Below are 22790 nucleotides of genomic sequence, written 5' to 3'. Positions count from 1 at the left end.
TCGACTGGGGGTCGTTGCGGACAGGGGAAAACAATCATGGGATCGAGCGCCGACGACGCGATCCTGCGTCGCCTGATGGAGATCTGCGGCCCGCAGTTCGCCCGGCCCGGCGGCCCCGCCGACGCCGTCGCCGGCACCCAGCCCCACTGGGTCGCCGCGCCACCGCACACCCAGGGCGCCGCCGAGGTGCTGCGCGTCGCGGCGCGCGCCGGCCTCACTCTCACCGCGCGCGGCGCCGGTTCGAAGCTCGACTGGAGCGTGCCGCCGCACGGCCTCGACCTGGTGCTGGACACCGGCCGCCTGGCTGGTCTGCGCCGCCACGCCGAGCCGGACCTGCTGGTCGAGGTCGGCGCCGGTACGCCACTGCGCTCGGTGCAGACCGTGCTGGCCGGCGTCAACCGCCGGCTCGCCATCGACCCGCCATCCGCCGGCCCGACCATCGGCGGCGTGCTCGCGGCGGACGAGACCGGCCCGCTCCGCCACCGCTGGGGCTCACCGCGCGAACAGATCCTGCACCTGCGCTGCCTCACCATCGAGGGCGAGCTGCTGCAGCTCACCGGCGACGCGGTGCGCGAGTTCGGCGACGCCGGTGGGTTCCCCGGCCAGGTCGAGGGCATCCCGGCCGGGCTGCTCGGCGGCTTCCCGCGCCGGCCCGCCCGCTTGGCCGGCTGCGCCGACCCGCTGCCCGGCATCATCACGTCCGCCACGCTCCGCGTGCTGCCCCGGCCCGGCGCACGGCTCTGGGTCTCCCGCACGCTGGCCAACCCGTCCGAGGCCCGCGACCTGATCCTCGGCATCCGTAGCTCGGCCGTGCACCCGGACGCGATCGAGATCGACCTGCCTGCCGGCCGTCCCGCCGGCATCCCGCGGCAGCGCGCCGTCCGCGAGACGGCCGGCACGCTCTCCATGCTGCTGGAGGGCGACCCCGCACCGGTCGGCGTCCGCGCCGCGGTCCTGGTCGACCTGCTCGGCGGCGACGCCCGCCCGGAGAGCACACCGCCGGTCTGGTGGGGCCGGGCCCCGTTCGACGCCGGCGAGGTCGGCCTGCGCATCGACCTGCCCCCGGCCGACCTGCACGCCGCGGTCTACGCGCTCCGCGACGCCGTCGGCGCCGCGGTCCCGGTCCGCGGCCGCGCCGGCGTCGGCGTCATCCACGCCGCCCTCCCCGCCACACTCACCCCCGCCCGCGTCTCCGCCATCCTCGACGCACTCCGCGGCATCCTCCTGGCCCGCGACGGCACCTGCACCGTCCTCTCCGCCCCGGCCACGGTCCGCGCTGCCGTCAACCCCTGCGGACCGTGACCGGGCCGCGGGTCAGCCGGCGATGACCGTGATGTCGGGCGCTGCGTAGTCGCTGCGGAGCCAGCCCGCGTCTTGGATGTAGAGCCGGACCGGGTAGGTGCCCGGCGCGAGCCCGCTCGGCAGGCCGGCACGGATGGTCAGTGTTCCGTCACCAGGCTCGTGACTACCGTTCAGCGGGAGCTCGTGGCCGTTCGGCAGCACCAGGTAGAGGCCGGAGGTATTGACCGGCGCGACCGGTGCGGTGATCGCCATGGTGAGCACCAGCGACGCGCCGGTCTCGGACGCGGCGAACGTCTGTCGCTCCCAGGACAGGTCGCTCGCGACCGGTGGGGTCGTGTTCGGCAGGCGCTCGATGGTCAGACCGATGGCGGGCGCCTGGTAGCCGGGGCCGTAGAGCGCGACGTTGCCTGCGCCGTCCACCACGGCCAGCGAGACGAAGATGCACTCCTCCGCGCCCTGCCGCATCCGGACCGGGACGCTGACGGTGTCGTCGGAGTTGACCGTCGGCGTCGCCGAGACGTCTTGGCACGACCCCACCTGAAAGTCGCTCTGCACCAGGCTGACGCCGCCCTGAGCGCCGTCGACCGCGAGCGTCAGCGTGGTCCAGGTGTCACCGTGCCAGTTGTTGACCGGGTTCGGCGTAGCGGTGAACGCGCGGACGCTGAGCGATTCGTTCGACGTGACGGTGACCGACGGGACGTCCAGCCCATCCGTGATCACGCCTGTGTTGCCGGAATTGTCGGTCAGGGCCACGGACGTGAGGTGCCACACACCCGAGGGTGCGCCCGCCGGTACGTGCACCAGTGCGGTGCAGTGCGGCTGGAACAGGCCGCTGGTGCTGGTCTCGCCGCACCACGTGCCGGATCCCGGGATCGTCTCGACCCGTGCCTCACCGTTGATGGTCTGCCCGCCCGGGCCGGTGAACGTCACGACCGCGTGTGAGATGCCGGACGGATAGTCGACCGGGCTGAGGCTGACGCGCAGCGCACCCGTGCCGGCGAAGACGTACGGCTCGCGCCCGTCCGGTATGCCGGTCAGCGAAATGTGCTGCAGCGTCGGCGCGACGTCGTCCACCAGCGTGGTCGCGGTCAATGACGGCAGGCCGTCGGTGACGGTCAGCGTCGCGCCGATCGTCGTCACCTCGACCGAGGTCACCACCCACTCGGCCGTGCCGGTCGCGGAATGGCGGGGTGGGGCGAAGTCGTACACGTACGTCGACGCGGTCGCCGGTCCGGACACGTGCCGGGCCACCGCGTAGTGCCCCTGGTCACCGAACTGGAACGTGATCCGGTGGCTCAGGCCGACGAACTCTCCCGGCCCGTCGCCGCGCTGTCGCAGCGTTACCGTGCCGGACGGCCCGTAGGAATCCGTGTTGCTGTCCGTGACGGTCCAGGTCAGTGGCGTGACGTCGCCGTTCGACGCGTCTACCTGTGTGCTGCCGAACGAGATCGACGTCAGCGACAGCGTGCTCGAGGCCGCCGAGGCGGGCGTGGCGCCCACCAGTACCGCCATTACCGCGAGCAGAGGAATCGATGCTCTCCGTGCTGTTAAGCGCATGACGACGTTTGTACCGTCCACACGCAACGGTCCTCTATGGATCGTTGCGCAGCACCAGGATGGCGATGTCGTCGCGTGGTGGGTCTATCGAGAACCCGATCGCGGTGGAACGCAGGCGGGCCGCGATCACGTCCGCCGAGTACCCGGCCAGCGGTCCGGACGCGGTCCGCAGCCGTTCCGGTCCGAAGAGCTCACGGCCGCGCCGGCGTTCGGTGACGCCGTCCGTGTAGAAGACCAGCGCGTCGCCCCGGCGGATCTGCACCTCGGTGGCCGGTGACGCGATCGCGTCGATCAGGCCGAGCGCGGTACCGCCGGTGCCGACGAACGTGGCCCGCCCGTCCGCGCGGATCAGCACCGGCCGGTCGTGGCCGGCCAGGTAGAGCGTGGTGTCCAGCAGCCCGTCGGTGGACCGGCCGACCGCAGCCAGCGCGAGCGTGCAGTAGCGGCCGCCGCCCCGTTCGACCAGCGTGTCGTTGAGGCGGGCGAGCACCTCGGGCAGCGGCTTGCCGTCCCGGGCCAGCACCCGGATCACGTCGCGGACCAGGCCGGTCACGGCCGCGGCCTGGACTCCCTTGCCGGAGACGTCGCCGACCACGACCAGCCAGCGGCCGTCCGGCAGCGGCATCACGTCGTAGAAGTCGCCGCCGACCTCGATGTCCGAGCCGGTCGGTACGTACTCGGCCGCGAAGCCGATGCCGGGCACGACCGGCAGCACCGGTGGCAGCAGCGACTGCTGGAGCGTGCGTGCGACCCGACGGCGTTCGTCGTGGATGCGCGCGTTGTCGATGGCGAGACCGGCGCGGCGGGCCACGTCCTCGAGCACCGCGATCTCGTCCGGGTCGTGCCGCTGGCGATTGTGCCGGCCGACCGCGAGCGTGCCGAGTGCCTGGCCGCGCGCGATCAACGGCAGCGCGATGCCGTCCGTGGGCGCGCCGAGCGGCGCCTGGCCGCCGGTGCGGGAGACCTCGCGCAGCCGGGCCAGCGCGGAGTCCGGCCCGCTCTCCTTGAGCGCGGCGTGCAGCTGGGGGAGTGCGGACTCGTCCGCATGGATCGCGGTGGCCAGCTCCAGCCGGCCCCACTCGTCCGTGGTGTGCACCGCGCACCACTGGCCCAGCCGCGGCACGACCAGCTGCGGGATGAGCGCCATCGTCAGCTCGACGTCGAGCGACTGCGCGAGCAGTTCGCTGGCCTCGGCCAGGAACGTCAGCCAGGTCTGCCGGCGCAGGTCGGCGCGGCGCAGCCGGTCGTTCTCCAGGTGCAGTGACAGGCGTTCCGCGACCAGCGTGGCCAGCGGCGCGGCATATCCGGACGGCGCGGCGTCGAGTTCGAGTTCGCCGCTGTACGGCCGGTGCACGGTCAACGGCACGCGCACGGTGGGCACGTCGGCGCGGGGTGCGCGGCCGTACCGGGCGAGCTGCTGCTGACCCCCGCCGTCGCCGCGGTTCAGCCGGACCACGCCGCCGGCCGCGCCGACCAGCTCGCAGACCCGGGCGAGCAGGTCGGTGGCGAAGTCGCCGAGCGCGTCGTCGCCGTACGGGTCCGGCGCCGACTGCAACAGCGTGGCCAGTGCCTTCGCGCTGGGCGCCGCGCCGGTGCTCTCCGGCGGCGGCCCGATCTCCGGCAGCCGGTCACCGGTCGGCCCGGCGGCCGTGGGGATCTTGCGGTCGAGGCGGAACCAGACGCCCTTGCCGTGGCGAAGGTGGGTGGTGCCCCAGCGGCTGGAGAAGTGATCGACGAGCAGCAGCCCGCGGCCCCGCTCGGACACTTCCGAAATATCAGTTTCTTCGGTACGTGGACGCGCGGTCAGCGTCTCCAGTTGCCCGGCCGCGAAGTCGGTCACCGTGACCGTGAGCCCGTGCCCGTCCGCGACGACCTCTATCTCCAGCTCGGTCCGCGCGTGCACGACCGCGTTCGTGGACAGCTCGGTGGTCAGCAGCAACGCCTCGTTGAGCAGCTCGTCCAGGCCGCCCTCGCTGAGGACCGCGCGCACGACCGCCCGCGCCGCGGCCGGGGTACGGCGGTCTGCGGGCAGTCTCACCCGGCGTACGTGCTCCTGCCGGACACTGTCCGGCCCGACACTGGCCTCGGCTGACACAGCTTGCATCCTCCACTGAAAGGTGGGCCCTCACCAAGCTGGACGCTCGCACCTGATGGGTGAAAGGCGCAATGATGACATGGTCGACCCCGCGATCCGCGTGGTAAGACGCCCGGATAAGCCCCGAACCGCGAGCTTGCGAGGACCTTTCCATGACTACGGCGAAACAGACCCGCGCTGCCGCAGTCGCGGCCGAACCTGTGAGCACCGTCACCTACCCGTCCGAGGAGGCGGCGTTCCTCGCCGAGCTGGCGGATGCGCTGCGGGACGTGCGGCGGGGCGACCTGAGGGTGCGCCTGCCCCGGCGCAGCGGCCCGGCGGCCGAGGTGGCGGACGCGTTCAACGAGGTCGTCTCGCTCCAGGAGCGGCAGAACCTGGACGTACGCCGGATCAGCCGGATCGTCGGCCGGGACGGCCAGCTCGCGGAAAGGCTGGACGACGAGGCGTACGAGGGTGACTGGGCCAAGTGGGCCCGCGCGATCAACTCGCTGATCGACGACCTGGGCCGGCCGACCACCGAGATCGCCCGCGTGATCGTGGCCGTGGCCGAGGGCGACCTGTCGCAGCACATGGCGCTGGAGATGGACGGCCGCCCGCTGCGCGGTGAGTTCCTCCGCATCGGCCGCACCGTGAACACCATGGTGGACCAGCTGAGTTCGTTCGCCGACGAGGTCACCCGGGTGGCCCGGGAGGTCGGCACCGAGGGCAAGCTGGGTGGCCAGGCGGACGTGCGCGGCGTCTCCGGCACCTGGAAGGACCTCACCGACTCGGTGAACACGATGGCGTCGAACCTGACGCACCAGGTGCGGTCGATCTCCGACGTGGCCGGTGCGATCGCGCGCGGCGACCTGTCCCAGAAGATCACCGTTTCCGCCAAGGGCGAGGTCGCGGAGCTGGCGTCCACGATGAACGGCGTGACCGACACGCTCCGGCTGTTCGCCGAGCAGGTCACCCGGGTGGCGCGGGAGGTGGGCACCGAGGGCAAGCTCGGCGGTCAGGCCGAGGTGCCGAACGTGGCCGGCACCTGGAAGAACCTCACCGACTCGGTGAACTCGATGGCCTCGAACCTCACCGCCCAGGTGCGCAACATCGCCCAGGTCTCGACCGCGGTGGCGAACGGCGACCTGTCGCAGAAGATCACCGTGCAGGCCCAGGGCGAGATCCTGGAGCTGAAGGACACGGTCAACACGATGGTCGACCAGCTCAGTAGTTTCGCCGATGAGGTGACCCGGGTGGCCCGCGAGGTCGGCATCGAGGGCAAGCTCGGCGGCCAGGCGCAGGTCCGTGGCCTGGCCGGCACGTGGCGCGACCTCACGGAGAACGTGAACCAGCTCGCGGGCAACCTCACGTCCCAGGTCCGGAACATCTCTCAGGTCTCCACCGCGGTGGCGAAGGGTGACCTGTCGCAGAAGATCACCGTCGACGCCCGCGGCGAGATCCTGGAACTGAAGAACACCGTCAACACGATGGTCGATCAGCTGAGCAGTTTCGCCGACGAGGTGACCCGGGTGGCCCGCGAGGTGGGCACGGAGGGCAAGCTCGGCGGTCAGGCCCAGGTGAAGGGCGTGTCCGGCACCTGGCGCGACCTCACCGACAACGTGAACTCGATGGCCTCCAACCTCACCGCCCAGGTCCGGAACATCGCCTCCGTCACCACCGCCGTGGCGAAGGGCGACCTGTCGCAGAAGATCACCGTCGACGCCCGCGGCGAGATCCTCGAACTCAAGTCCACCGTCAACACGATGGTCGACCAGCTGAGCAGTTTCGCCGACGAGGTGACCCGGGTGGCCCGCGAGGTCGGCACCGAGGGCAAGCTCGGCGGTCAGGCCCAGGTCCGCGGCGTCGCCGGCACCTGGCGCGACCTCACCGACAACGTGAACTTCATGGCCTCCAACCTGACCTCCCAGGTCCGCAACATCTCCCAGGTCTCCACCGCAGTCGCTCGCGGCGACCTGAGCCAGAAGATCACCGTCGACGCGCAGGGCGAGATCCTGGAGCTGAAGTCCACCGTCAACACGATGGTCGACCAGCTGAGCAGTTTCGCCGACGAGGTCACCCGGGTGGCCCGCGAGGTCGGCACGGAGGGCAAGCTCGGCGGTCAGGCCCAGGTGAAGGGCGTGTCCGGCACCTGGCGCGACCTCACCGACAACGTGAACTCGATGGCCTCCAACCTCACCTCCCAGGTGCGGAACATCGCGTCCGTCACCACCGCCGTGGCCCGCGGTGACCTGTCCCAGAAGATCACCGTTGACGCGCAGGGCGAGATCCTGGAGCTGAAGTCCACCGTCAACACGATGGTCGACCAGCTGTCGTCGTTCGCCGAGGAGATCACCCGGGTCGGCCGGGAGGTGGGCATCGAGGGCAAGCTCGGCGGTCAGGCCCGGGTGCGCGGCGTGGCCGGCACCTGGCGCGACCTCACCGAGAACGTCAACCAGCTCGCCTCCGCGCTCACCACCCAGCTTCGCGCGATCGCCCAGGTTTCCACGGCCGTGACCCGCGGCGACCTGTCGCAACGGATCGCGGTCGAGGCGATGGGCGAGATCGCGGAGCTGAAGGACAACATCAACCAGATGGTGATGACGCTCCGCGACACCACGAAGAAGAACGCGGAGCAGGGCTGGCTCGACTCGAACCTGGCCCGCATCGGTGGCCTGCTGCAGGGGCAGCGGGACATCAGCGAGGTCTGCCGCATGATCATGCACGAGGTGACGCCGCTGGTGGAGGGCCACGTCGGCGCGTTCTTCATGATCGACCACGGGGACGCGAACCACAGCGACGCGGCCACCCGGCTGCGGCTGATCGCCTCGTACGGCTACGTGGCCCGGGACAACGAGGTCACGTTCGCGCCCGGCGAGGGACTGGTCGGCCAGGCCGCGATCTCCCGCGACATGATCCGGGTCGGCGCCGCGGCGGACCAGCGACTGGTGATCCGCTCCGGCATCGCCCAGACGCCGCCGGCCGACCTGGTGATCGTCCCGGTGATCTTCGAGGGTGAGCTGCTCGGCGTGATCGAGTTCGCCGCGGTCAGCCCGTTCTCCGACCTGCACCTTTCGTTCCTGCGCCGCCTGGTCGGCACGATCGGCATCGCGCTGAACACGATCCAGGCGAACCGGCGCACCGAGCAACTGCTGGCCCAGTCGCAGCGGCTCGCGCACGAGATGCAGGAGCAGTCGGCCGAGTTGCAGCGGACGAACGCGGAGCTGGAGGACAAGGCGAAACTGCTGTCCGAGCAGAAGGGCAACATCGAGACGAAGAACCGCGAGATCGAGATGGCCCGGATCGGCCTGGAGGAGAAGGCGCAGCAGCTGTCCCGGGCGTCCGCGTACAAGTCGGAGTTCCTGGCGAACATGAGCCACGAACTGCGTACCCCGCTGAACTCGCTGTTGCTCCTGGCCCGGCTGCTGGCGGACAACTCCGAGGAGAACCTGACCGCGAAGCAGATCGAGTTCGCCCGGACGATCCACAGCGCGGGCTCGGACCTGCTCAGCCTGATCGACGACATCCTGGACGTCTCGAAGATCGAGGCGGGCCGGATGGACGTGGAGCCGAGCGAGCTGGCGCTGGACGAGGTGTGCGGCTACGTCGAGCAGGCGTTCAAGCCACAGGCCGAGGAGAAGGGCCTGGACTTCTCGGTCACGCTCGCGGACGATCTGCCGGAGTCGATCGTCACGGACGCGCAGCGGCTCCAGCAGATCCTCCGCAACCTGATCTCGAACGCGGTGAAGTTCACCGACGCCGGCGCGGTCAGCCTGAGCATCGGCTACGCGCCGTCCGAGCTGCGCTTCGAGGTGCCGTCGCTGATGTCCGCGGACCGGGTGATCGCGTTCTCGGTCACCGACACCGGCATCGGCATCTCCGACGACAAGCTGTCGCTGATCTTCGAGGCGTTCCAGCAGGCGGACGGCACGACCAGCCGCAAGTACGGCGGCACCGGCCTCGGCCTGTCGATCAGCCGCGGCTTCGCGAACCTGCTCGGCGGTTTGATCACGGTCTCGTCCGCGCCCGGCCACGGATCCACGTTCACGCTCTACGTGCCGGACGTGCTGGTTCCGGACGCGGTGGTGCCGGTGCCCGCGGCGCAGCCGGCGCCGATCCAGACGGTACCGTCCGGCCCGGCACCGTCGATGGCGATGCCGATGCTGACCACGCCGATCGAGGAGGAGCGCAGCGTCCCCGGCAGCCGTCAGCTGGACGGCGCGACCGTGCTGATCATCGACGACGACGTGCGGAACGTCTTCGCGCTGACCAGCGCGCTGGAGCTGCACGGCATGACCGTGCTCTACTCGGACAACGGCGCCGACGGCGTCCGTCTGCTGGCCGAGCACCCGGAGGTCGACATCGTCCTGATGGACGCGATGATGCCGGACCAGGACGGGTACGAGACGACCCGCAGCATCCGCCGCAACCATCGCTTCGCGGAGCTGCCCGTCGTCTTCCTCACGGCGAAGGCCATGCCCGGTGACCGCGAGTCCGCGCTCGCAGCCGGGGCCAGCGACTACATCACCAAGCCGGTCGACCTGGACGAGCTGATCTCGCTCATGGCAGCCTGGGTCAACGGCAGCGGTCGGGAGATCAACTGATGACGGACGTGGCGAAGGCCCTGCTGGTCGACGACCGCCGGGAGAACCTGCTGGCCCTGGAGGCGATCCTGCAGGGCATCGCGGTGCACCCGGTGGCCGTGGAGAGCGGCGAGGCCGCGCTGAAGCAGCTGATGCGGGAGGACTTCGCGGTCATCCTGCTCGACGCGCAGATGCCCGACATGGACGGTTTCGAGACGGCCGGCCACATCAAGCGCCGCGAGCGCACCCGGCACGTCCCGATCATCTTCCTCACCGCCGCCGACCGCGACTCCCACCTCGCGGTCCGTGGTTACTCCGTCGGCGCCGTCGACTACCTGACCAAGCCGCTCGACCCCTGGGTGCTGCGCGCCAAGGTCTCCGTCTTCGTCGACCTCTGGTCCAAGAACCGCCAGCTCCAGCTCCAGGCCGAGACCGTCCGCGAGCGCGAGTCCCAGTGGGCCTCGCTCACCGAGGCCGTCGACGAGTCGCTCAACCTGCTTCGCGACGGCTCCGCCGACCCCGAGGCCGTCGCCCGCGCCGTCCGTGTCCTGGAAAAGGCCCGCTGGGGCAGCTGAAGGCCACAAATGCAGATATTCCCGCTTCCGGCGGGCCGGGTTCCGCATGCTCCCGCGGGCACCGGTCGGCCGCGGGCGGCCTCCCTGCACGTCCGTGGGTACCAGAACGAAAACCGGCCGGCCGCGCGGCCGGCCGGTTTTCGTTCGCCTATGAGGCCTGGATCATCAGCGCGGACCGCAGCCCGGTGATGTCGAGGACGCGGAGGAGGAAGTCGCCGACGTTGGTGAGGATGAGAACGCTCTGGGCGAACGACGCCTTTCGCGACAGCACGACCAGCGTGCCGAGGCCCTGGGAGTCGCAAAATGTGATGCCGCCCATGTCGAGGATGATCCGCGGCGGGGGGTCGGACACCATTTCATTCACAATGCTCGATAGCTTGTTCACCGTGAGCATGTCGATTTCCCCGGCGAGCTTGAGCACGACTTCGCCGGGGGTCCGCTGTAGTGCGATGGACAACTCCGGACGCTCCACGCGATCAGCCTATCGCGATCTGGTCTCGCTAGCCTGTTGAGAAACCCGTCCGGGGGTGTCGGCAGGTCCTGCCACGGCGCCCGGTGACGCGGACAACTCCTGGTCAGGGGTGGTTGCCCGGGTTGCGCCGGGCGCTGACAGAATGGGCGAACCGTGAGCGACTCACATATTGCCGAGGCACCCGCCTCCGAGGCCCTGTTCGACCGTGCCAAGGCCATCGTGCCGGGCGGGGTCAACTCGCCCGTGCGTGCATTCCGCGCGGTCGGTGGCACGCCGCGGTTCATGGTCCGCGGTGAGGGCCCGTGGATGTTCGACGCGGACGGCCGGCGCTACGTCGACCTGGTCTGCTCCTGGGGCCCGCTGATCCTCGGTCACGCGCACCCCGAGGTGATCGCGGCGGTGCAGGCCGCGGCCGCGAAGGGCACCAGCTTCGGCACACCCACCCCCGGCGAGGTCGAGCTGGCCGAGGAGATGGTCGCGCGCACCGGCGTGGACGCGATCCGCCTGGTCAACTCCGGCACCGAGGCCACCATGTCGGCGATCCGGCTGGCTCGCGGCTTCACCGGCCGGTCGAAGATCGTCAAGTTCGCCGGCTGCTACCACGGCCACGTGGACGCGCTGCTGGCCGCGGCCGGTTCCGGCGTCGCCACGCTGGCGCTCCCGGACTCACCCGGCGTGACCGGCGCGAGCGCGGCCGAGACGATCGTGGTGCCCTACAACGACCTCGCCGCCGTGGAAGAGGCCTTCGCGCAGAACCCGGACATCGCCGCGATCATCACGGAGGCCGCGCCGGGCAACATGGGCGTGGTCCGGCCGCACGACGGCTTCAACCGCGCACTCGCGGACATCGCTCACCGAAATCAAGCACTGCTCATCGTCGACGAGGTGATGACCGGCTTCCGGCTCTCCCGCAACGGCTGGACCGGCCTCGACCCGGTCGCGGCCGACCTGTTCACCTACGGCAAGGTGATGGGCGGTGGCCTGCCCGCGGCCGCGTTCGGCGGTCGCCGCGAGGTGATGGATCGGCTGGCCCCGGCCGGCCCGGTCTACCAGGCCGGCACGCTCTCCGGGAACCCGCTGGCCTGCGCGGCCGGTCTGACCACGCTGCGGCTCGCGGACGACGCGGTCTACGCGACGCTGAACGCGACCGCGGCCACGATCGGTGAGCTGGCCACGAAGGCGCTGGCCGAGGCCGGGGTGCCGCACCGGCTGTCCACGGCCGGCAGCATGTTCTCGATCTTCTTCACGGACGCCGAGGTCACCGACTACGCGTCCGCGAAGCAGCAGGACGCCGGGGCGTTCAAGGCGTTCTTCCACGAGATGCTCGCGCTCGGCGTGTACCTGCCGCCCAGCGCGTTCGAGTCCTGGTTCGTGTCGACCGCGATCGACGACGAGGCACTGGAGATCATCGCTGCGGCGCTCCCGCGGGCCGCTCGTGCGGCCGCGGCGAGCCAAAGGGGGTAAGGCGTGACGAGCAAGACCGTCGTGCACGTGCTGCGGCACGGTGAGGTGCACAACCCGGAGAAGATCCTCTACGGCCGGCTCCCCGGTTACCACCTCTCCGAGCTCGGCGTCCAGATGGCGAAGGCGGCGGCGCAGGCCGTCGCGGAGCGGGACATCACGCACGTGGTGGCCAGCCCGCTCGAGCGCGCGCAGCAGACGGCCGAGCCGATCGCGGCGCAGTTCGGGCTGCCGATCGCGGTGGACGACCGGCTGATCGAGAGCGCGAACTGGTTCGAGGGCAAGCGCGTCTCGGTCGGCGACGGCTCGCTCCGCGACCCGCGGAACTGGTGGGTGATGCGGGACCCGGTGACGCCGTCCTGGGGCGAGGCGTACACGCTGATCGCGAAGCGGATGTACGCGGCGCTGGAGGCCGCGCGCGTCGAGGCCGAGGGGCACGAGGCGCTCTGCGTCTCGCACCAGCTGCCGATCTGGACGCTGCGCAACCACGTGGAGCGCAAGCGCCTCTGGCACGACCCGCGCAAACGCCAGTGCGGCCTGGCCAGCCTCACCTCGTTCCACTTCGAGGGCGCCAAGATCGTCGGCGTCATGTACTCCGAGCCGGCCGCACACCTGATCGCGATGTCACCCACCGCCCGGACGGCCAAGGGGGCCTGACCATGGCAGCGCTCACCAGGCCGAAGGCGATCGTCGTGGGCGTCGCGCTGCTGGTCGCCGGCGCGGTGGCCGGCGGTCTGCTCGCCGGTCGCGGCGACTGGACCGAGGCCTGCGCCACCGGGGCGAACGGCGTGATCGAGTGCGCCGCCGGTGAGCGGCCGGACGCGCCCGAGGCCGCCGGTGAGCTGCTGGACGGCTCGCGCTACGACCTCGCCTCGGCCCGGGGCAAGGTCGTGGTGGTCAACTTCTGGGGTTCCTGGTGCTCGCCGTGCCGCGCCGAGGCCAAGGAGCTGGAGCAGACGTACCAGACCACCAAGGCGAGCGGCGTCGAGTTCCTCGGCATCAACAACCGCGACGACCGGGACGCCGCGATCGCGTTCGAGCGCGGGCGGGTCACGTACCCGAGCCTGTTCGACCCGGCGAACCGGCTGGGCCTGGACTTCGACATCCCGCCGGGCGCCACGCCGTCCACCGTGATCCTGGACCGCGAGGGCCGGATCGCGCTGGTGATCCGGCGGTCGGTGCTGGCCAGCGAGCTGACACCGCTGGTGCAGAGGGTGGCCGCGGAGAATGGCTGACACGTTCGCGGACACGGCGGCGAGCGGCCCGCTCGTCCTGGCGATCCTGGCCGCGACGCTGGCCGGCCTGGTCAGCTTCCTCTCCCCGTGCGTGCTGCCGCTGGTCCCCGGCTATCTGTCGTTCATCACCGGCCTGACCGGCGCCGATCTGGAGACGCCGGGCAGCACGCCGGGCGACACCAGAACCAGAACCACGACGTGGGTACGCGGCCGCGTGCTCGCCGGCACCGTTCTGTTCATCGCCGGGTTCACCACGGTCTTCACGCTCAGCACCGTGCTGGTGGCGAACGTCGGCCGGCTGATGCTGGAGCACCAGCGGCCGCTGGAGATCGGTGCCGGTGCGCTGATCATCGTGCTCGGGCTGTCCTTCATGGGCCTGATCCCCGGCCTGCAGCGCGAGTTCCGGATCAACCGGCTGCCGGACGCCGGCCTGATCGGCGCACCGATCTTCGGGGCGATCTTCGCGCTCTCCTGGACGCCGTGCATCGGCCCGACACTCGGCTCGGTGATGGCGCTCTCCGCCGCGACCGGCCAGGCCGACCGCGCCGCGGTGCTCGGCATCGCGTACAGCCTGGGCCTGGGCATTCCGTTCTTGATCTTCGGTTTGGGGTTCCGGCACCTGCTCGGCGTCTTCACGACGCTGCGGCGGCACGGCCAGTGGGTGACCCGGATCGGCGGCGGCATGCTGGTCCTGGTCGGCGTCGCGCTGGTCACCGGCGCCTGGAACCAGTTCCTCATCTGGCTGCTGACCACCGTGGGTGTCGGAGACGTGTTGCTGTGAGTGCTGTCGAGACGCCGCCACGCCCGAACCCGGTGCTGGCGCTGCTGCGCAACTCGTGGCGGCAGCTGACCAGCATGCGGACCGCGCTGACGCTGCTGTTCCTGCTGGCGATCGCGTCCATCCCCGGCTCGGTGCTGCCGCAGCGCGCGGTGAGCGCGCAGGGCGTGTCCGACTACTTCCGGGACCACCCGGACCTGGCGCCCACGCTCGACAAACTGGGTGCCTTCGACGCGTACGCGTCGGTCTGGTTCTCGGCGATCTACGTGTTGCTGTTCACGTCGCTGATCGGCTGCATCATCCCGCGGATCCGCGAGCACTGGCGCGCGGTCCGGATGACGCCGCCGGAGGCGCCGCGCCGGCTGGACCGGCTGGCCGCGTCCGTCCCGGCCGAGGAGGTCGACGGTACGCCCGCGGAGGCGGCCGAACGGATCCGCGCGATGCTGCGGACGGCCCGGTGGCGCGCGGTCGCCCGGGAGCAGGCCGGCGGCGGGTGGACGGTCAGCGCGGAGAAGGGCCACCTGAAGGAGACGGGCAACCTGGTCTTTCACACCGCGCTGCTGTGCGTGCTGGCCGGTGTGGCGTTCGGCAGCTGGTACGGCTGGCACGGCAACCGCATCCTGGTCGCCGGCCCGGACACCGCGTTCTGCAACAGCGTGCCGCAGTTCGACGAGAGCGGCCTCGGCCCGCGCGTCGACGACGCCGACCTGCCGCCGTTCTGCCTGGAGCTGACCGACTTCCAGGCACGCTTCCTGGACACCGGCATGCCGGAGTCCTTCCAGGCCACGGCCACGGTGGAGGAGAACGGCGGTTCGCGGAGCGAGCGGTTCGCGGTCAACTCGCCGCTGCGGCTCGACGGCGCGAGCGTCTACCTGCTCGGCCACGGCTACGCGCCGGTCATCCGGTACACCGACCGGTACGGCGTCACCCAGGAGCGGGTCAGCCCGTTCCTCTCCACCGACCTGAACCAGACCAGCGAGGGCGTCGCCAAGTTCCCGGACGCCAACGTGGACCCGGCCACCGGGCAGCGCCAGGACGATCTGCAGGTCGGCTTCCAGGGCATCTACGCACCGACCATGCCGGCCGAGGGGCTGGTCACGATCTCGGTCCACCCGGCCGAGAACAACCCGGGCCTGACGCTGCTGGCCTACCGCGGCAACCTGGGCGAGGACGCCGGCATCCCGAACTCGGTCTACTCGATCAACCAGGGGCAGATCGACCGCGGCAAGCTGACCCAGATCGGCGAGGCCAAGCTGCTCAAGCCGGGCGAGTCGTGGACGCTGGACGACGGCAGCACGGTCACCTTCGTCGGCACCCGCGAGTACGCCACGATCTCCGTCCGCAGCGACCCCGGCCAGCTCTTCGTGCTGGTCAGCAGCGTGCTCGGCCTGATCGGACTGACGCTGTCGCTCTACGGCAAGCGACGCCGCGTGTTCTTCCGTATCACGCCCGGCGACCTGGGAGAATCGTCCACGACGGGACGTAGTAGTTTGATGGAGGCCGGTGGGCTGCCGCGCACCGACTATCCCGGCTTCGCCGATGAGTTCGCCCAGCTGGTCGCCGCGACCAGGCCGGGCGGTGGCACGGCGGGGGACACCGCTGAAGGGACCGTGTGATGGCTGAGCTATCCGATCAGCTGCTGGTGGTGACCGTCCTGGCCTACCTGGTGGCGATGATCTGCCACGCGGCGGAGTACGCGTTCGGCACCCGGAGCCACATCGGCCGCGCCGCGATGCGTCCGGAGCGCGAGCTGGTCATGGCCGGCGGCCCGGTCGTCAAGGAAGCGGCCCCGATCGAGTCCGTGTCCGAGCCGGTCCCGGCGAGGAGTAACGGCCTGATCGGCTGGGCGGCCGTGGGCGTCACCGTGCTCGCCGCGCTCGCACACATCGGCACGCTGGTCACCCGCGGCATCGCGGCCGACCGGGTGCCGTGGGGCAACATGTACGAGTTCATCCTCTCGGCCACGTTCATCGGCATCGCGGCCTGGTTCGTGGTGCTGGTCCGGTGGCCCGGCCTGCGGCACCTCGGCCTGTTCGTGGCGCTGTTCCAGGTGCTGCTGCTCGGCGTGGCCGGCATGGTGGCGTACACGCCGGTCGGCCCGCTGGTCCCGGCGCTGGACTCGGCCTGGTTCATCATCCACATCGCGGCCGTGTCCACCTCGTCCGGCATCTTCCTGCTCGGCGTCGTCCCGGCCGCGCTCTACCTGATGCGCAACGGGTACGAGAAGGGCAAGCGCAGCTTCCCGTACTCGCTGGCGAAGAACGTGCCGAACGCGGCCGCGCTGGAGCGGCTGACGTTCCGGCTGCACGCGTTCGCGTTCCCGATCTGGACGTTCGGCGCGCTGATCGCGGGCCCGATCTGGGCGGAGGCGTCCTGGGGCCGCTACTGGGGCTGGGACCCGAAGGAGGTCTGGGCGTTCATCTCCTGGATCGTCTACGCCGGTTACCTGCACGCCCGCGCCACGCCCAGCGTGCGCCGGAACGTGGCGACCTGGATCGCGATCGTCGGCTTCCTCACCATGCTGATGAACCTGTTCGGCGTGAATCTGTTCTTCGGCGGCCTGCACTCGTACGCCGGAGTCTGAGTCAGCACGTCCCCGCGGACCAGAACGTGAAGCGGGACTGCCACTCCACGCAGTAGCCGTCGTCGCCCTCGCCGGTCGTGCTGGGCGCGGTCTCCGGCGTCCACGGCACGTCCGGACCGTCCGGGCCGAGCCGCACCCGCGCGTAGTCGATCTCCGCGTGCGGCACGTGCATCGGGCCTTCGCTGTCGTCGTGGTAGATCTCGACGTACTGCTCCATCCGTCCGGTGGCGCCGATCGGCACGTGCTTCTCGGCCAGCAGGTGCCAGTCGCCGTTCCACCACGCCCACGCCTGCCACATGCCCTCCGGACCGGTGCGCAGGTCGATCCAGACCTCGTCGCCGGGCTCCAGCCGGATCGCGTCGTGGAAGCGCCAGGCCGTGGACACGCTGTCGTACGTGTAGAGCCGCTGCCGCCCGTCGCCGCCCCACCCGGTCTCCGCCCAGCCCGCCTCCAGCCACTCCACGCCGCCGTCCGCGGTCTCCCGCTTGGCCAGCAGCCGGGCCGCGACGAAGTCGTGCGTGCCGGCCCGTACCTCCGGGTCGACCACGGTGAGCCGCGCGGACGCGCCGTGGAACTCGCCGATCGTGGTGGCGCCGAGGTGGTGGTAGCCGGACATCCGGTCCTGCGCCGGAAGCGGCGGTGTGACCGTCGCCAGAACCATCAAAGCCGCCAGTCCCCGCATATCAGAACAAACTACGTTGTAATCATTCGGATACGCACCGTGATTGTGTGGCGATCGACCAGTTATCGGACCGCCCGCGCAACCGATTCCGGCGAGTGCGCAAGACTGGTCATCATGGCGGCGTTCACGGACCTGAAGGACTTCCTCGCCGCGCTGGAGAAGACCGGTGATCTCCGCCGGGTCAGCGCGCCGGTCGACCCCACCCTCGAGATGAGCGAGATCGTCAACCGTACGGTCAAGGCTCATGGCCCTGCTCTGCTCTTCGAGCGGCCCACCCGCGGCGACATGCCGGTGGCGATCAACCTCTTCGGCACGGAGGAGCGCACCGCACGGGCGCTGGGTGTCGGCTCGCTCGACGAGATCGGCGAGCGGATCGGCAACATGCTCAAGCCGGAACTGCCGGTCGGCTGGTCCGGCATCCGCGACGGCATCGGCAAGGTCTTGCAGCTGAAGTCCATGCCGCCGAAGAAGCTGAAGTCCGCCCCCTGCCAGGAGGTCGTCTACAAGGGCGACCAGGTCGACCTGAACCGGCTGCCCGGCCTGCAGATCTGGCCCGGCGACGGCGGGATCTTCCACAACTTCGGGCTGACCCACACCAAGCACCCGGAGAACGGCAAGCGCAATCTCGGCCTCTACCGGTTGCAGCAGCACTCGCACAACACGCTCGGCATGCACTGGCAGATTCACAAGAACTCCACCGCACACCACGCGGTCGCGGAGCAACTCGGCCAGCGGCTGCCGGTGGCGATCGCGATCGGCGCGGACCCGGCGGTCTGCTACTCCGCCTCCGCGCCGCTGCCGGCCGACATCGACGAGTACCTGTTCGCCGGCTTCCTGCGCAACGAGCGGGTCGAGATGGTCGACTGCGTGACCGTGCCGCTGCAGGTCCCGGCGAACGCGCAGATCGTGCTGGAGGGCTACCTCGAGCCCGGCGAGCGGATGCCGGAGGGCCCGTTCGGCGACCACACCGGCTTCTACACGCCGGTCGAGCCGTTCCCGGTGCTGCACATCGAGTGCATGACCATGCAGCGCGACCCGGTCTACCACTCGATCGTCACGTCCCAGCCGCCGCAGGAGGACCACGGGCTGGGCAAGGCCACCGAGCGGATCTTCGCGCCGCTGCTGCGCTTCATGATCCCGGACATCGTCGACTACGACCTGCCGGCCGAGGGCGTGTTCCACAACGCCGCGATCGTCTCGATCCGGAAGCGCTACCCCAAGCACGCGCAGAAGGTGATGAACGCGATCTGGGGCGCGCACATGATGTCGCTGACCAAGCTGATCATCGTGGTGGACGAGGACTGCGACGTGCACGACTACTCCGAGGTCGCGTTCCGCGCGTTCGGCAACGTCGACTACTCGCGCGACCTGCTGCTCACCGAGGGCCCAGTGGACCACCTCGACCACTCGTCCTACCAGCAGTTCTGGGGCGGCAAGGCCGGCGTCGACGCGACCCGCAAGCTGCCGTCCGAGGGCTACACCCGCGGCTGGCCGGAGAGCATGGTCATGTCCCCGGAGATCGTGCAGAAGGTCACCAAGCGCTGGAAGGAGTACGGCCTGTGACCGACACCGTAGCCCGGCCGAACCCGGTCAAGGGCTTCCTGCGGCTGGTGATGATCGAGCACTCGATCTTCGCGTTGCCGTTCGCCTACCTGGCGGCGCTGACCGCCATGCGCACGCTGTCGCCGAACGTTCAGTGGGGCACGCTCGGGCTGATCACGGTCGCGATGGTTTCCGCCCGCACCGTGGCGATGGCCGCCAACCGGATCATCGACGTGCGGATCGACGCGCAGAACCCGCGCACCGCCAACCGCGAGCTGGTCACCGGCGCGATCTCGATGCGCGTGGCCTGGGCCGGCCTGATCATCTCGTTGGTGATCTTCTTCGCCTCGGCCGCGGCGCTGAACCTGCTCTGCCTGCTCCTCGCCCCGCTGGCGCTCTTCGCGCTGGTCATCTACTCGTACGCCAAACGCTTCACCAACTACCCGCAGGTCTTCCTCGGCGCGGCGCAGGCCGTGGCCCCGGTCGGGGCGTGGATCGGCGTGACCGGTGAATGGTCCTGGGAGGCGATGGTGCTCGGCCTCGCGGTCGGCACCTGGATCGGCGGGTTCGACTGCATCTACGCCTGCCAGGACGTGGACATCGACCGGCAGATCGGCGTCGGCTCGGTCCCGGTCAAGCACGGCGTCGCCGGTGCGCTGCGGATCGCCGCGGCCACGCACGTGCTGACGGTCGCGCTCTACGCCGCGTTCGGCTACCTCACCGGGTACGGCTGGCTCTGGTGGCTCGGCCTGGCCGGGATCGCCGGTGTGCTGGTCTACGAGCACCGGATCGTGCGCCCGGACGACCTGTCCCGGGTCAACCGCGCGTTCTTCACCGCGAACGGCCTGATCGCGGTCGCGCTCTTCGCGTTCGCGCTGCTGGACCTCGTGATCCTGCAGGGACTCCGTGCGTAGTCCGTGGGTGGTCGGCGTCTCGGGGGCGTCCGGGACGCCGTACGCCGCCGCCGTGCTCCGCGCGCTGTTCGAGGCCGGCGAGCCGGTCGATCTGATCGTCTCCCGGGCCGCCCGGCTGACCATCCTGGACGAGACCGGCCGCCCGTTCCGGGACGCGCACTGGAAGGACGACCTGGCCGCGTGGCTCGGCACCGCGCCGGGTGACGTCGTGCACTGGCCGGCCGGCGACCTCGCGGCCGGCCCGAGCAGCGGCTCGTACCCGGTGCGTGGTCTGGTCGTTGTCCCCGCGTCGACCGCGGCCTGCGCCGGCATCGCCATCGGCCTCTCCAAGGACCTGCTGCAGCGCGCGGCCGAGGTCTCCCTCAAGGAGCGCCGCCGCGTCGTCGTGGTGCCGCGCGAGACGCCGGTGACCAGGTCACACCTGGAACACCTGATCGCACTGCACGACGCGGGCGCGGTGGTGCTCCCGGCCAGCCCCGGGTTCTACGGGGCCGGCGCGGAAGCCTCGGCACAGCAGCTCGTCGACTTCGTGGCGGGCAAGGTGCTGGACGCGCTCGGCGTACCGCACACGCTCTTCCGCCGGTGGACCGGCGAGCTCAACGCACAGAGCCGGCTCAGTTGAGCGACGGCGGGTGGTAGCCGCCGGGGCCACCGTTGCCGCCGTTCGGTTCCGGCGGCAGGTCCTTGTTCAGCTCCTCCAGGGCGCCCTCACCCTCGAGTAACTGACGCACCTCGGACTCCCGGAAGCGGCGATGCCCGCCCGGGGTCCTGATGCTGCCGATCCGGCCGGCGGCCGCCCAGCGAGTGACCGTCTTCGGGTCGACGCGGAACAGCGCAGCCACCTCGCCCGGCGTCAGCAGACGATCTCCAGTGTCCACGACCCCTCCTAGCGTCGATCGATGCTTCGGGGATTATTGATTACGTTCCGTGTCCACACCGAAGCACTCTAGGGACGTACGGCCATTGAAGCACCGCCCGCGTAGCGTGTCCGGAGAACGTGGAAAACGCACTGGTTGAGCCGTTCGGCGGTACTATCTGCGAGCTTAGTTCTGATTTACGACGGATCGCCGTGCGCGGTCGAGGGCGATATTGTTAACGCACCGTGGATACAACTGACCTGAAAATCGTGGAGCTGTTGCGCGGCAACGCGCGCATCTCGTACGCGGAGCTGGCCCGCCAGGTCGGCCTCTCCGCCCCCGCCGTGCACGAGCGCGTCGGCAAGCTGGAGTCGAACGGCGTCCTGCGCGGCTACCAGGCCGAGGTGGACCCGGAGGCCGTCGGGCTCGGCGTCACCGCCTTCATCGGCATCGTGCAGGACTCCGGCGGTGACACCGACGACGTCGGCGCCGCGCTGCGCGAGATGCCGGAGATCGAGGACTGCTACTTCATGGCCGGTCTTGAGTCGTTCCAGATCAAGGTGCGGGTCGGCACGATAGCCGAGCTGGAGCAGATCGTCGTGCGCATCGGCCGGGTCCCCGGCGTGGCCAGCACGCGCACCGCGATCGCGCTCTCCACCAAGTGGGAGCACCGTCCACAGCCGGTGGTCCGATGACGTCCTACGCGCGCTCTGACGAACCGGCGCGGCTCTGGGTCACCGAGGCGATCGGCAAGGTCGAGGCGGACGCGAACCGCTCCGCCGACACCCACCTGCTGCCGTTCCCGCTGCCGCCCGAGTGGGGCATCGACCTCTACCTCAAGGACGAGTCGGTGCACCCCACCGGCTCGCTCAAGCACCGCCTGGCCCGCTCCCTCTTCCTCTACGGCCTCTGCAACGGCTGGATCGGCCCGCAGACCACGATCGTCGAGGCGTCCTCCGGCTCCACCGCGGTCTCCGAGGCGTACTTCGCGCGCATGCTCGGCCTGCCGTTCATCGCGGTCATGCCGGCCACCACGTCCGCCGAGAAGATCAGCCTGATCGAGTTCCAGGGCGGCAAATGTCACCTGGTGGAGAACCCGGCCGCCGCGTCCATCGAGGCCCGCCGTCTCGCCGACGACCTCGGCGGCCACTTCATGGACCAGTTCACGTACGCCGAGCGCGCCACCGACTGGCGCGGCAACAACAACATCGCCGAGTCGATCTACGCCCAGATGGCCCTGGAACGCCACCCGATCCCGGCCTGGTTCGTCACCGGCGCCGGCACCGGCGGCACCAGCGCCACACTCGGGCGGTACGTCCGTTACCGCCGCCACGACACCCGCGTCTGCGTGGTCGACGTGGAGAACTCCGCGTTCTTCCCGGCCTACCGCGACGCCGACTGGACCGTCGAAACCGGCCGCGGCTCCCGCATCGAGGGCATCGGCCGCCCCCGTGTCGAGCCGAGCTTCCAGCCCGCCGTCGTCGACCGCATGCTCGCCGTCCCCGACGCCGCCTCCCTGGCCGCCATGCGCGCCGCCAGCGCCGTCCTCGGCCGCCGCGTCGGCGGCTCCACCGGCACCAACCTGTGGGGCGCGTTCACACTCATCGCCGAGATGCGCGCCACCGGCCAGGCCGGCTCCGTCGTCACCCTCCTCTGCGACGGCGGCGAACGCTACGCCGACACCTACTTCTCCGACAGCTGGGTCACCGAACAGAACCTCGACCTGACCCCGCACCTGACCACTATCCGCGACTTCCTGGCCTCCGGCACCTGGACCAACCCCTGACACCGTCCGCTCGCTCCGGCGCGCGCCCACCGCGGGCGCGCGCCGCTCCGGATGCCGCGGCGGAGCCGGTCCCGGCCCGCGTCCTGCGAGTATGAGATCTCGCGCCGGTCAGCCGCGTCGCTGGAGTCGCTATCGAACCGCTGAGGCCTGCGCGAACTCGCCGAATAGGCTCGCCGTAGTTTCCAGACCAAGAACAACGCTGTGCACCTTGCCGCGGCTGGGGCTCGTGCCGCGGACGAGGTGGCACCGGACGTCGCGCGGAGACCGGCAATATGACGCTTCCGCCCCGGTGCGGCCGACGCGCTCCCGCAGCCGAGCCCGCCGCAGGCGAGAACGCGCGGTGGAGGATTGCGGGGCCCGGAATGCGGCGAAGGCCGTCACCCCCTCGGGT

General features: G+C 70.6%; 19 protein-coding genes. 14 read left to right on the top strand and 5 right to left on the bottom strand.

Annotated features, from left to right (window positions below):
• Positions 1-36 precede the first annotated feature (36 nt).
• On the top strand, positions 37-1302 hold the full coding sequence (locus J2S42_RS20580) for an FAD-binding oxidoreductase (protein ID WP_307241513.1): 1266 nt from the start codon (positions 37-39) through the stop codon (positions 1300-1302).
• A gap of 12 nt (positions 1303-1314) precedes the next feature.
• Here J2S42_RS20580 and J2S42_RS20575 read toward each other — a convergent pair whose 3' ends face one another.
• A complete protein-coding gene (locus J2S42_RS20575) occupies positions 1315-2814 on the bottom strand; it encodes a hypothetical protein (RefSeq protein WP_307241511.1) in 1500 nt (499 codons plus the stop codon).
• Between the two features lie 79 nt (positions 2815-2893).
• Positions 2894-4963: a SpoIIE family protein phosphatase gene (locus J2S42_RS20570; protein ID WP_307241509.1), complete on the bottom strand. Its 2070-nt coding sequence runs from the start codon at positions 4961-4963 to the stop codon at positions 2894-2896.
• 143 nt (positions 4964-5106) lie between these two features.
• Between J2S42_RS20570 and J2S42_RS20565 the strand changes: the two genes are divergently transcribed.
• A complete protein-coding gene (locus J2S42_RS20565) occupies positions 5107-9534 on the top strand; it encodes a HAMP domain-containing protein (protein WP_307241507.1) in 4428 nt (1475 codons plus the stop codon).
• The gene (locus tag J2S42_RS20560; RefSeq protein WP_307241505.1) at positions 9534-10088 is read left to right on the top strand and encodes a response regulator; all 555 of its coding nucleotides are present in this window, start codon (positions 9534-9536) and stop codon (positions 10086-10088) included. The genes J2S42_RS20565 and J2S42_RS20560 overlap by 1 nt, the downstream gene beginning before the upstream one ends.
• A gap of 148 nt (positions 10089-10236) precedes the next feature.
• Here J2S42_RS20560 and J2S42_RS20555 read toward each other — a convergent pair whose 3' ends face one another.
• On the bottom strand, positions 10237-10560 hold the full coding sequence (locus J2S42_RS20555; protein ID WP_307241503.1) for an STAS domain-containing protein: 324 nt from the start codon (positions 10558-10560) through the stop codon (positions 10237-10239).
• 153 nt (positions 10561-10713) lie between these two features.
• Here J2S42_RS20555 and hemL point away from each other — a divergent pair, with 153 nt between their 5' ends.
• The 6 genes from hemL (at position 10714) to ccsB (ending at position 16618) form a co-directional block, all read left to right on the top strand.
• Entirely contained in the window at positions 10714-12024 is a 1311-nt protein-coding gene (gene hemL, locus J2S42_RS20550; protein ID WP_307241501.1) for a glutamate-1-semialdehyde 2,1-aminomutase, read from the top strand.
• 3 nt (positions 12025-12027) lie between these two features.
• Positions 12028-12678, top strand: a complete 651-nt coding sequence (locus J2S42_RS20545) for a histidine phosphatase family protein (protein ID WP_307241499.1) — start codon at positions 12028-12030, stop codon at positions 12676-12678.
• A 2-nt stretch (positions 12679-12680) separates the two neighbouring features.
• Positions 12681-13256: a TlpA family protein disulfide reductase gene (locus J2S42_RS20540; RefSeq protein ID WP_307241497.1), complete on the top strand. Its 576-nt coding sequence runs from the start codon at positions 12681-12683 to the stop codon at positions 13254-13256.
• On the top strand, positions 13249-14037 hold the full coding sequence (locus J2S42_RS20535) for a cytochrome c biogenesis CcdA family protein (protein WP_307241495.1): 789 nt from the start codon (positions 13249-13251) through the stop codon (positions 14035-14037). The genes J2S42_RS20540 and J2S42_RS20535 overlap by 8 nt, the downstream gene beginning before the upstream one ends.
• 74 nt (positions 14038-14111) lie before the next feature.
• Complete coding sequence (gene resB / locus J2S42_RS20530) at positions 14112-15650, top strand: cytochrome c biogenesis protein ResB (protein WP_307248894.1); 1539 nt, start codon at positions 14112-14114, stop codon at positions 15648-15650.
• Entirely contained in the window at positions 15650-16618 is a 969-nt protein-coding gene (gene ccsB / locus J2S42_RS20525) for a c-type cytochrome biogenesis protein CcsB (protein ID WP_307241493.1), read from the top strand. The genes resB and ccsB overlap by 1 nt, the downstream gene beginning before the upstream one ends.
• 1 nt (position 16619) lies before the next feature.
• Here ccsB and J2S42_RS20520 read toward each other — a convergent pair whose 3' ends face one another.
• Positions 16620-17279: a hypothetical protein gene (locus tag J2S42_RS20520; protein ID WP_307241492.1), complete on the bottom strand. Its 660-nt coding sequence runs from the start codon at positions 17277-17279 to the stop codon at positions 16620-16622.
• A 135-nt stretch (positions 17280-17414) separates the two neighbouring features.
• Between J2S42_RS20520 and J2S42_RS20515 the strand changes: the two genes are divergently transcribed.
• From J2S42_RS20515 to J2S42_RS20505, 3 genes are read left to right on the top strand one after another with little or no spacing between them, the layout of a single operon-like run.
• Positions 17415-18863, top strand: a complete 1449-nt coding sequence (locus tag J2S42_RS20515; RefSeq protein WP_307241490.1) for a menaquinone biosynthesis decarboxylase — start codon at positions 17415-17417, stop codon at positions 18861-18863.
• Positions 18860-19756 carry a menaquinone biosynthesis prenyltransferase MqnP gene (gene mqnP, locus J2S42_RS20510; RefSeq protein ID WP_307241488.1) on the top strand — a complete coding sequence of 299 codons (897 nt, stop codon included), beginning with the start codon at positions 18860-18862 and terminating at the stop codon, positions 19754-19756. The genes J2S42_RS20515 and mqnP overlap by 4 nt, the downstream gene beginning before the upstream one ends.
• Entirely contained in the window at positions 19749-20378 is a 630-nt protein-coding gene (locus J2S42_RS20505) for a UbiX family flavin prenyltransferase (protein ID WP_307241486.1), read from the top strand. The genes mqnP and J2S42_RS20505 overlap by 8 nt, the downstream gene beginning before the upstream one ends.
• On the opposite strand, the gene J2S42_RS20500 is transcribed toward J2S42_RS20505, so the two are convergent.
• Complete coding sequence (locus J2S42_RS20500; protein ID WP_307241484.1) at positions 20371-20634, bottom strand: BldC family transcriptional regulator; 264 nt, start codon at positions 20632-20634, stop codon at positions 20371-20373. The two genes, J2S42_RS20505 and J2S42_RS20500, sit on opposite strands and share 8 nt — an antisense overlap.
• A 224-nt stretch (positions 20635-20858) precedes the next feature.
• Between J2S42_RS20500 and J2S42_RS20495 the strand changes: the two genes are divergently transcribed.
• Together J2S42_RS20495 and cds1 are read left to right on the top strand one after the other, a co-directional pair.
• Complete coding sequence (locus tag J2S42_RS20495; RefSeq protein ID WP_306837012.1) at positions 20859-21308, top strand: Lrp/AsnC family transcriptional regulator; 450 nt, start codon at positions 20859-20861, stop codon at positions 21306-21308.
• Complete coding sequence (gene cds1, locus J2S42_RS20490) at positions 21305-22399, top strand: L-cysteine desulfhydrase Cds1 (protein ID WP_307241482.1); 1095 nt, start codon at positions 21305-21307, stop codon at positions 22397-22399. The genes J2S42_RS20495 and cds1 overlap by 4 nt, the downstream gene beginning before the upstream one ends.
• Positions 22400-22790 lie beyond the last annotated feature (391 nt).

It is taken from the genome of Catenuloplanes indicus, from assembly GCF_030813715.1.
In the GTDB taxonomy this organism is placed as follows: Bacteria; Actinomycetota; Actinomycetes; order Mycobacteriales; family Micromonosporaceae; genus Catenuloplanes; species Catenuloplanes indicus.
The sequence above is the reverse complement of the archived record's forward strand: the minus strand, read 5'-3'. Positions and strand labels throughout refer to the sequence as shown.

Coding starts and splice junctions, on each gene's coding strand:
- J2S42_RS20580 (WP_307241513.1), top strand. CDS start 37: ATGGGATCGAGCGCCGACGACGCGATCCTGCGTCGCCTGATGGAGATC.
- J2S42_RS20575 (WP_307241511.1), bottom strand. CDS start 2,814: ATGGCGGTACTGGTGGGCGCCACGCCCGCCTCGGCGGCCTCGAGCACG.
- J2S42_RS20570 (WP_307241509.1), bottom strand. CDS start 4,963: ATGCAAGCTGTGTCAGCCGAGGCCAGTGTCGGGCCGGACAGTGTCCGG.
- J2S42_RS20565 (WP_307241507.1), top strand. CDS start 5,107: ATGACTACGGCGAAACAGACCCGCGCTGCCGCAGTCGCGGCCGAACCT.
- J2S42_RS20560 (WP_307241505.1), top strand. CDS start 9,534: ATGACGGACGTGGCGAAGGCCCTGCTGGTCGACGACCGCCGGGAGAAC.
- J2S42_RS20540 (WP_307241497.1), top strand. CDS start 12,681: ATGGCAGCGCTCACCAGGCCGAAGGCGATCGTCGTGGGCGTCGCGCTG.
- J2S42_RS20535 (WP_307241495.1), top strand. CDS start 13,249: ATGGCTGACACGTTCGCGGACACGGCGGCGAGCGGCCCGCTCGTCCTG.
- resB (WP_307248894.1), top strand. CDS start 14,112: ATGCGGACCGCGCTGACGCTGCTGTTCCTGCTGGCGATCGCGTCCATC.
- ccsB (WP_307241493.1), top strand. CDS start 15,650: ATGGCTGAGCTATCCGATCAGCTGCTGGTGGTGACCGTCCTGGCCTAC.
- J2S42_RS20520 (WP_307241492.1), bottom strand. CDS start 17,279: ATGGTTCTGGCGACGGTCACACCGCCGCTTCCGGCGCAGGACCGGATG.
- J2S42_RS20515 (WP_307241490.1), top strand. CDS start 17,415: ATGGCGGCGTTCACGGACCTGAAGGACTTCCTCGCCGCGCTGGAGAAG.
- cds1 (WP_307241482.1), top strand. CDS start 21,305: ATGACGTCCTACGCGCGCTCTGACGAACCGGCGCGGCTCTGGGTCACC.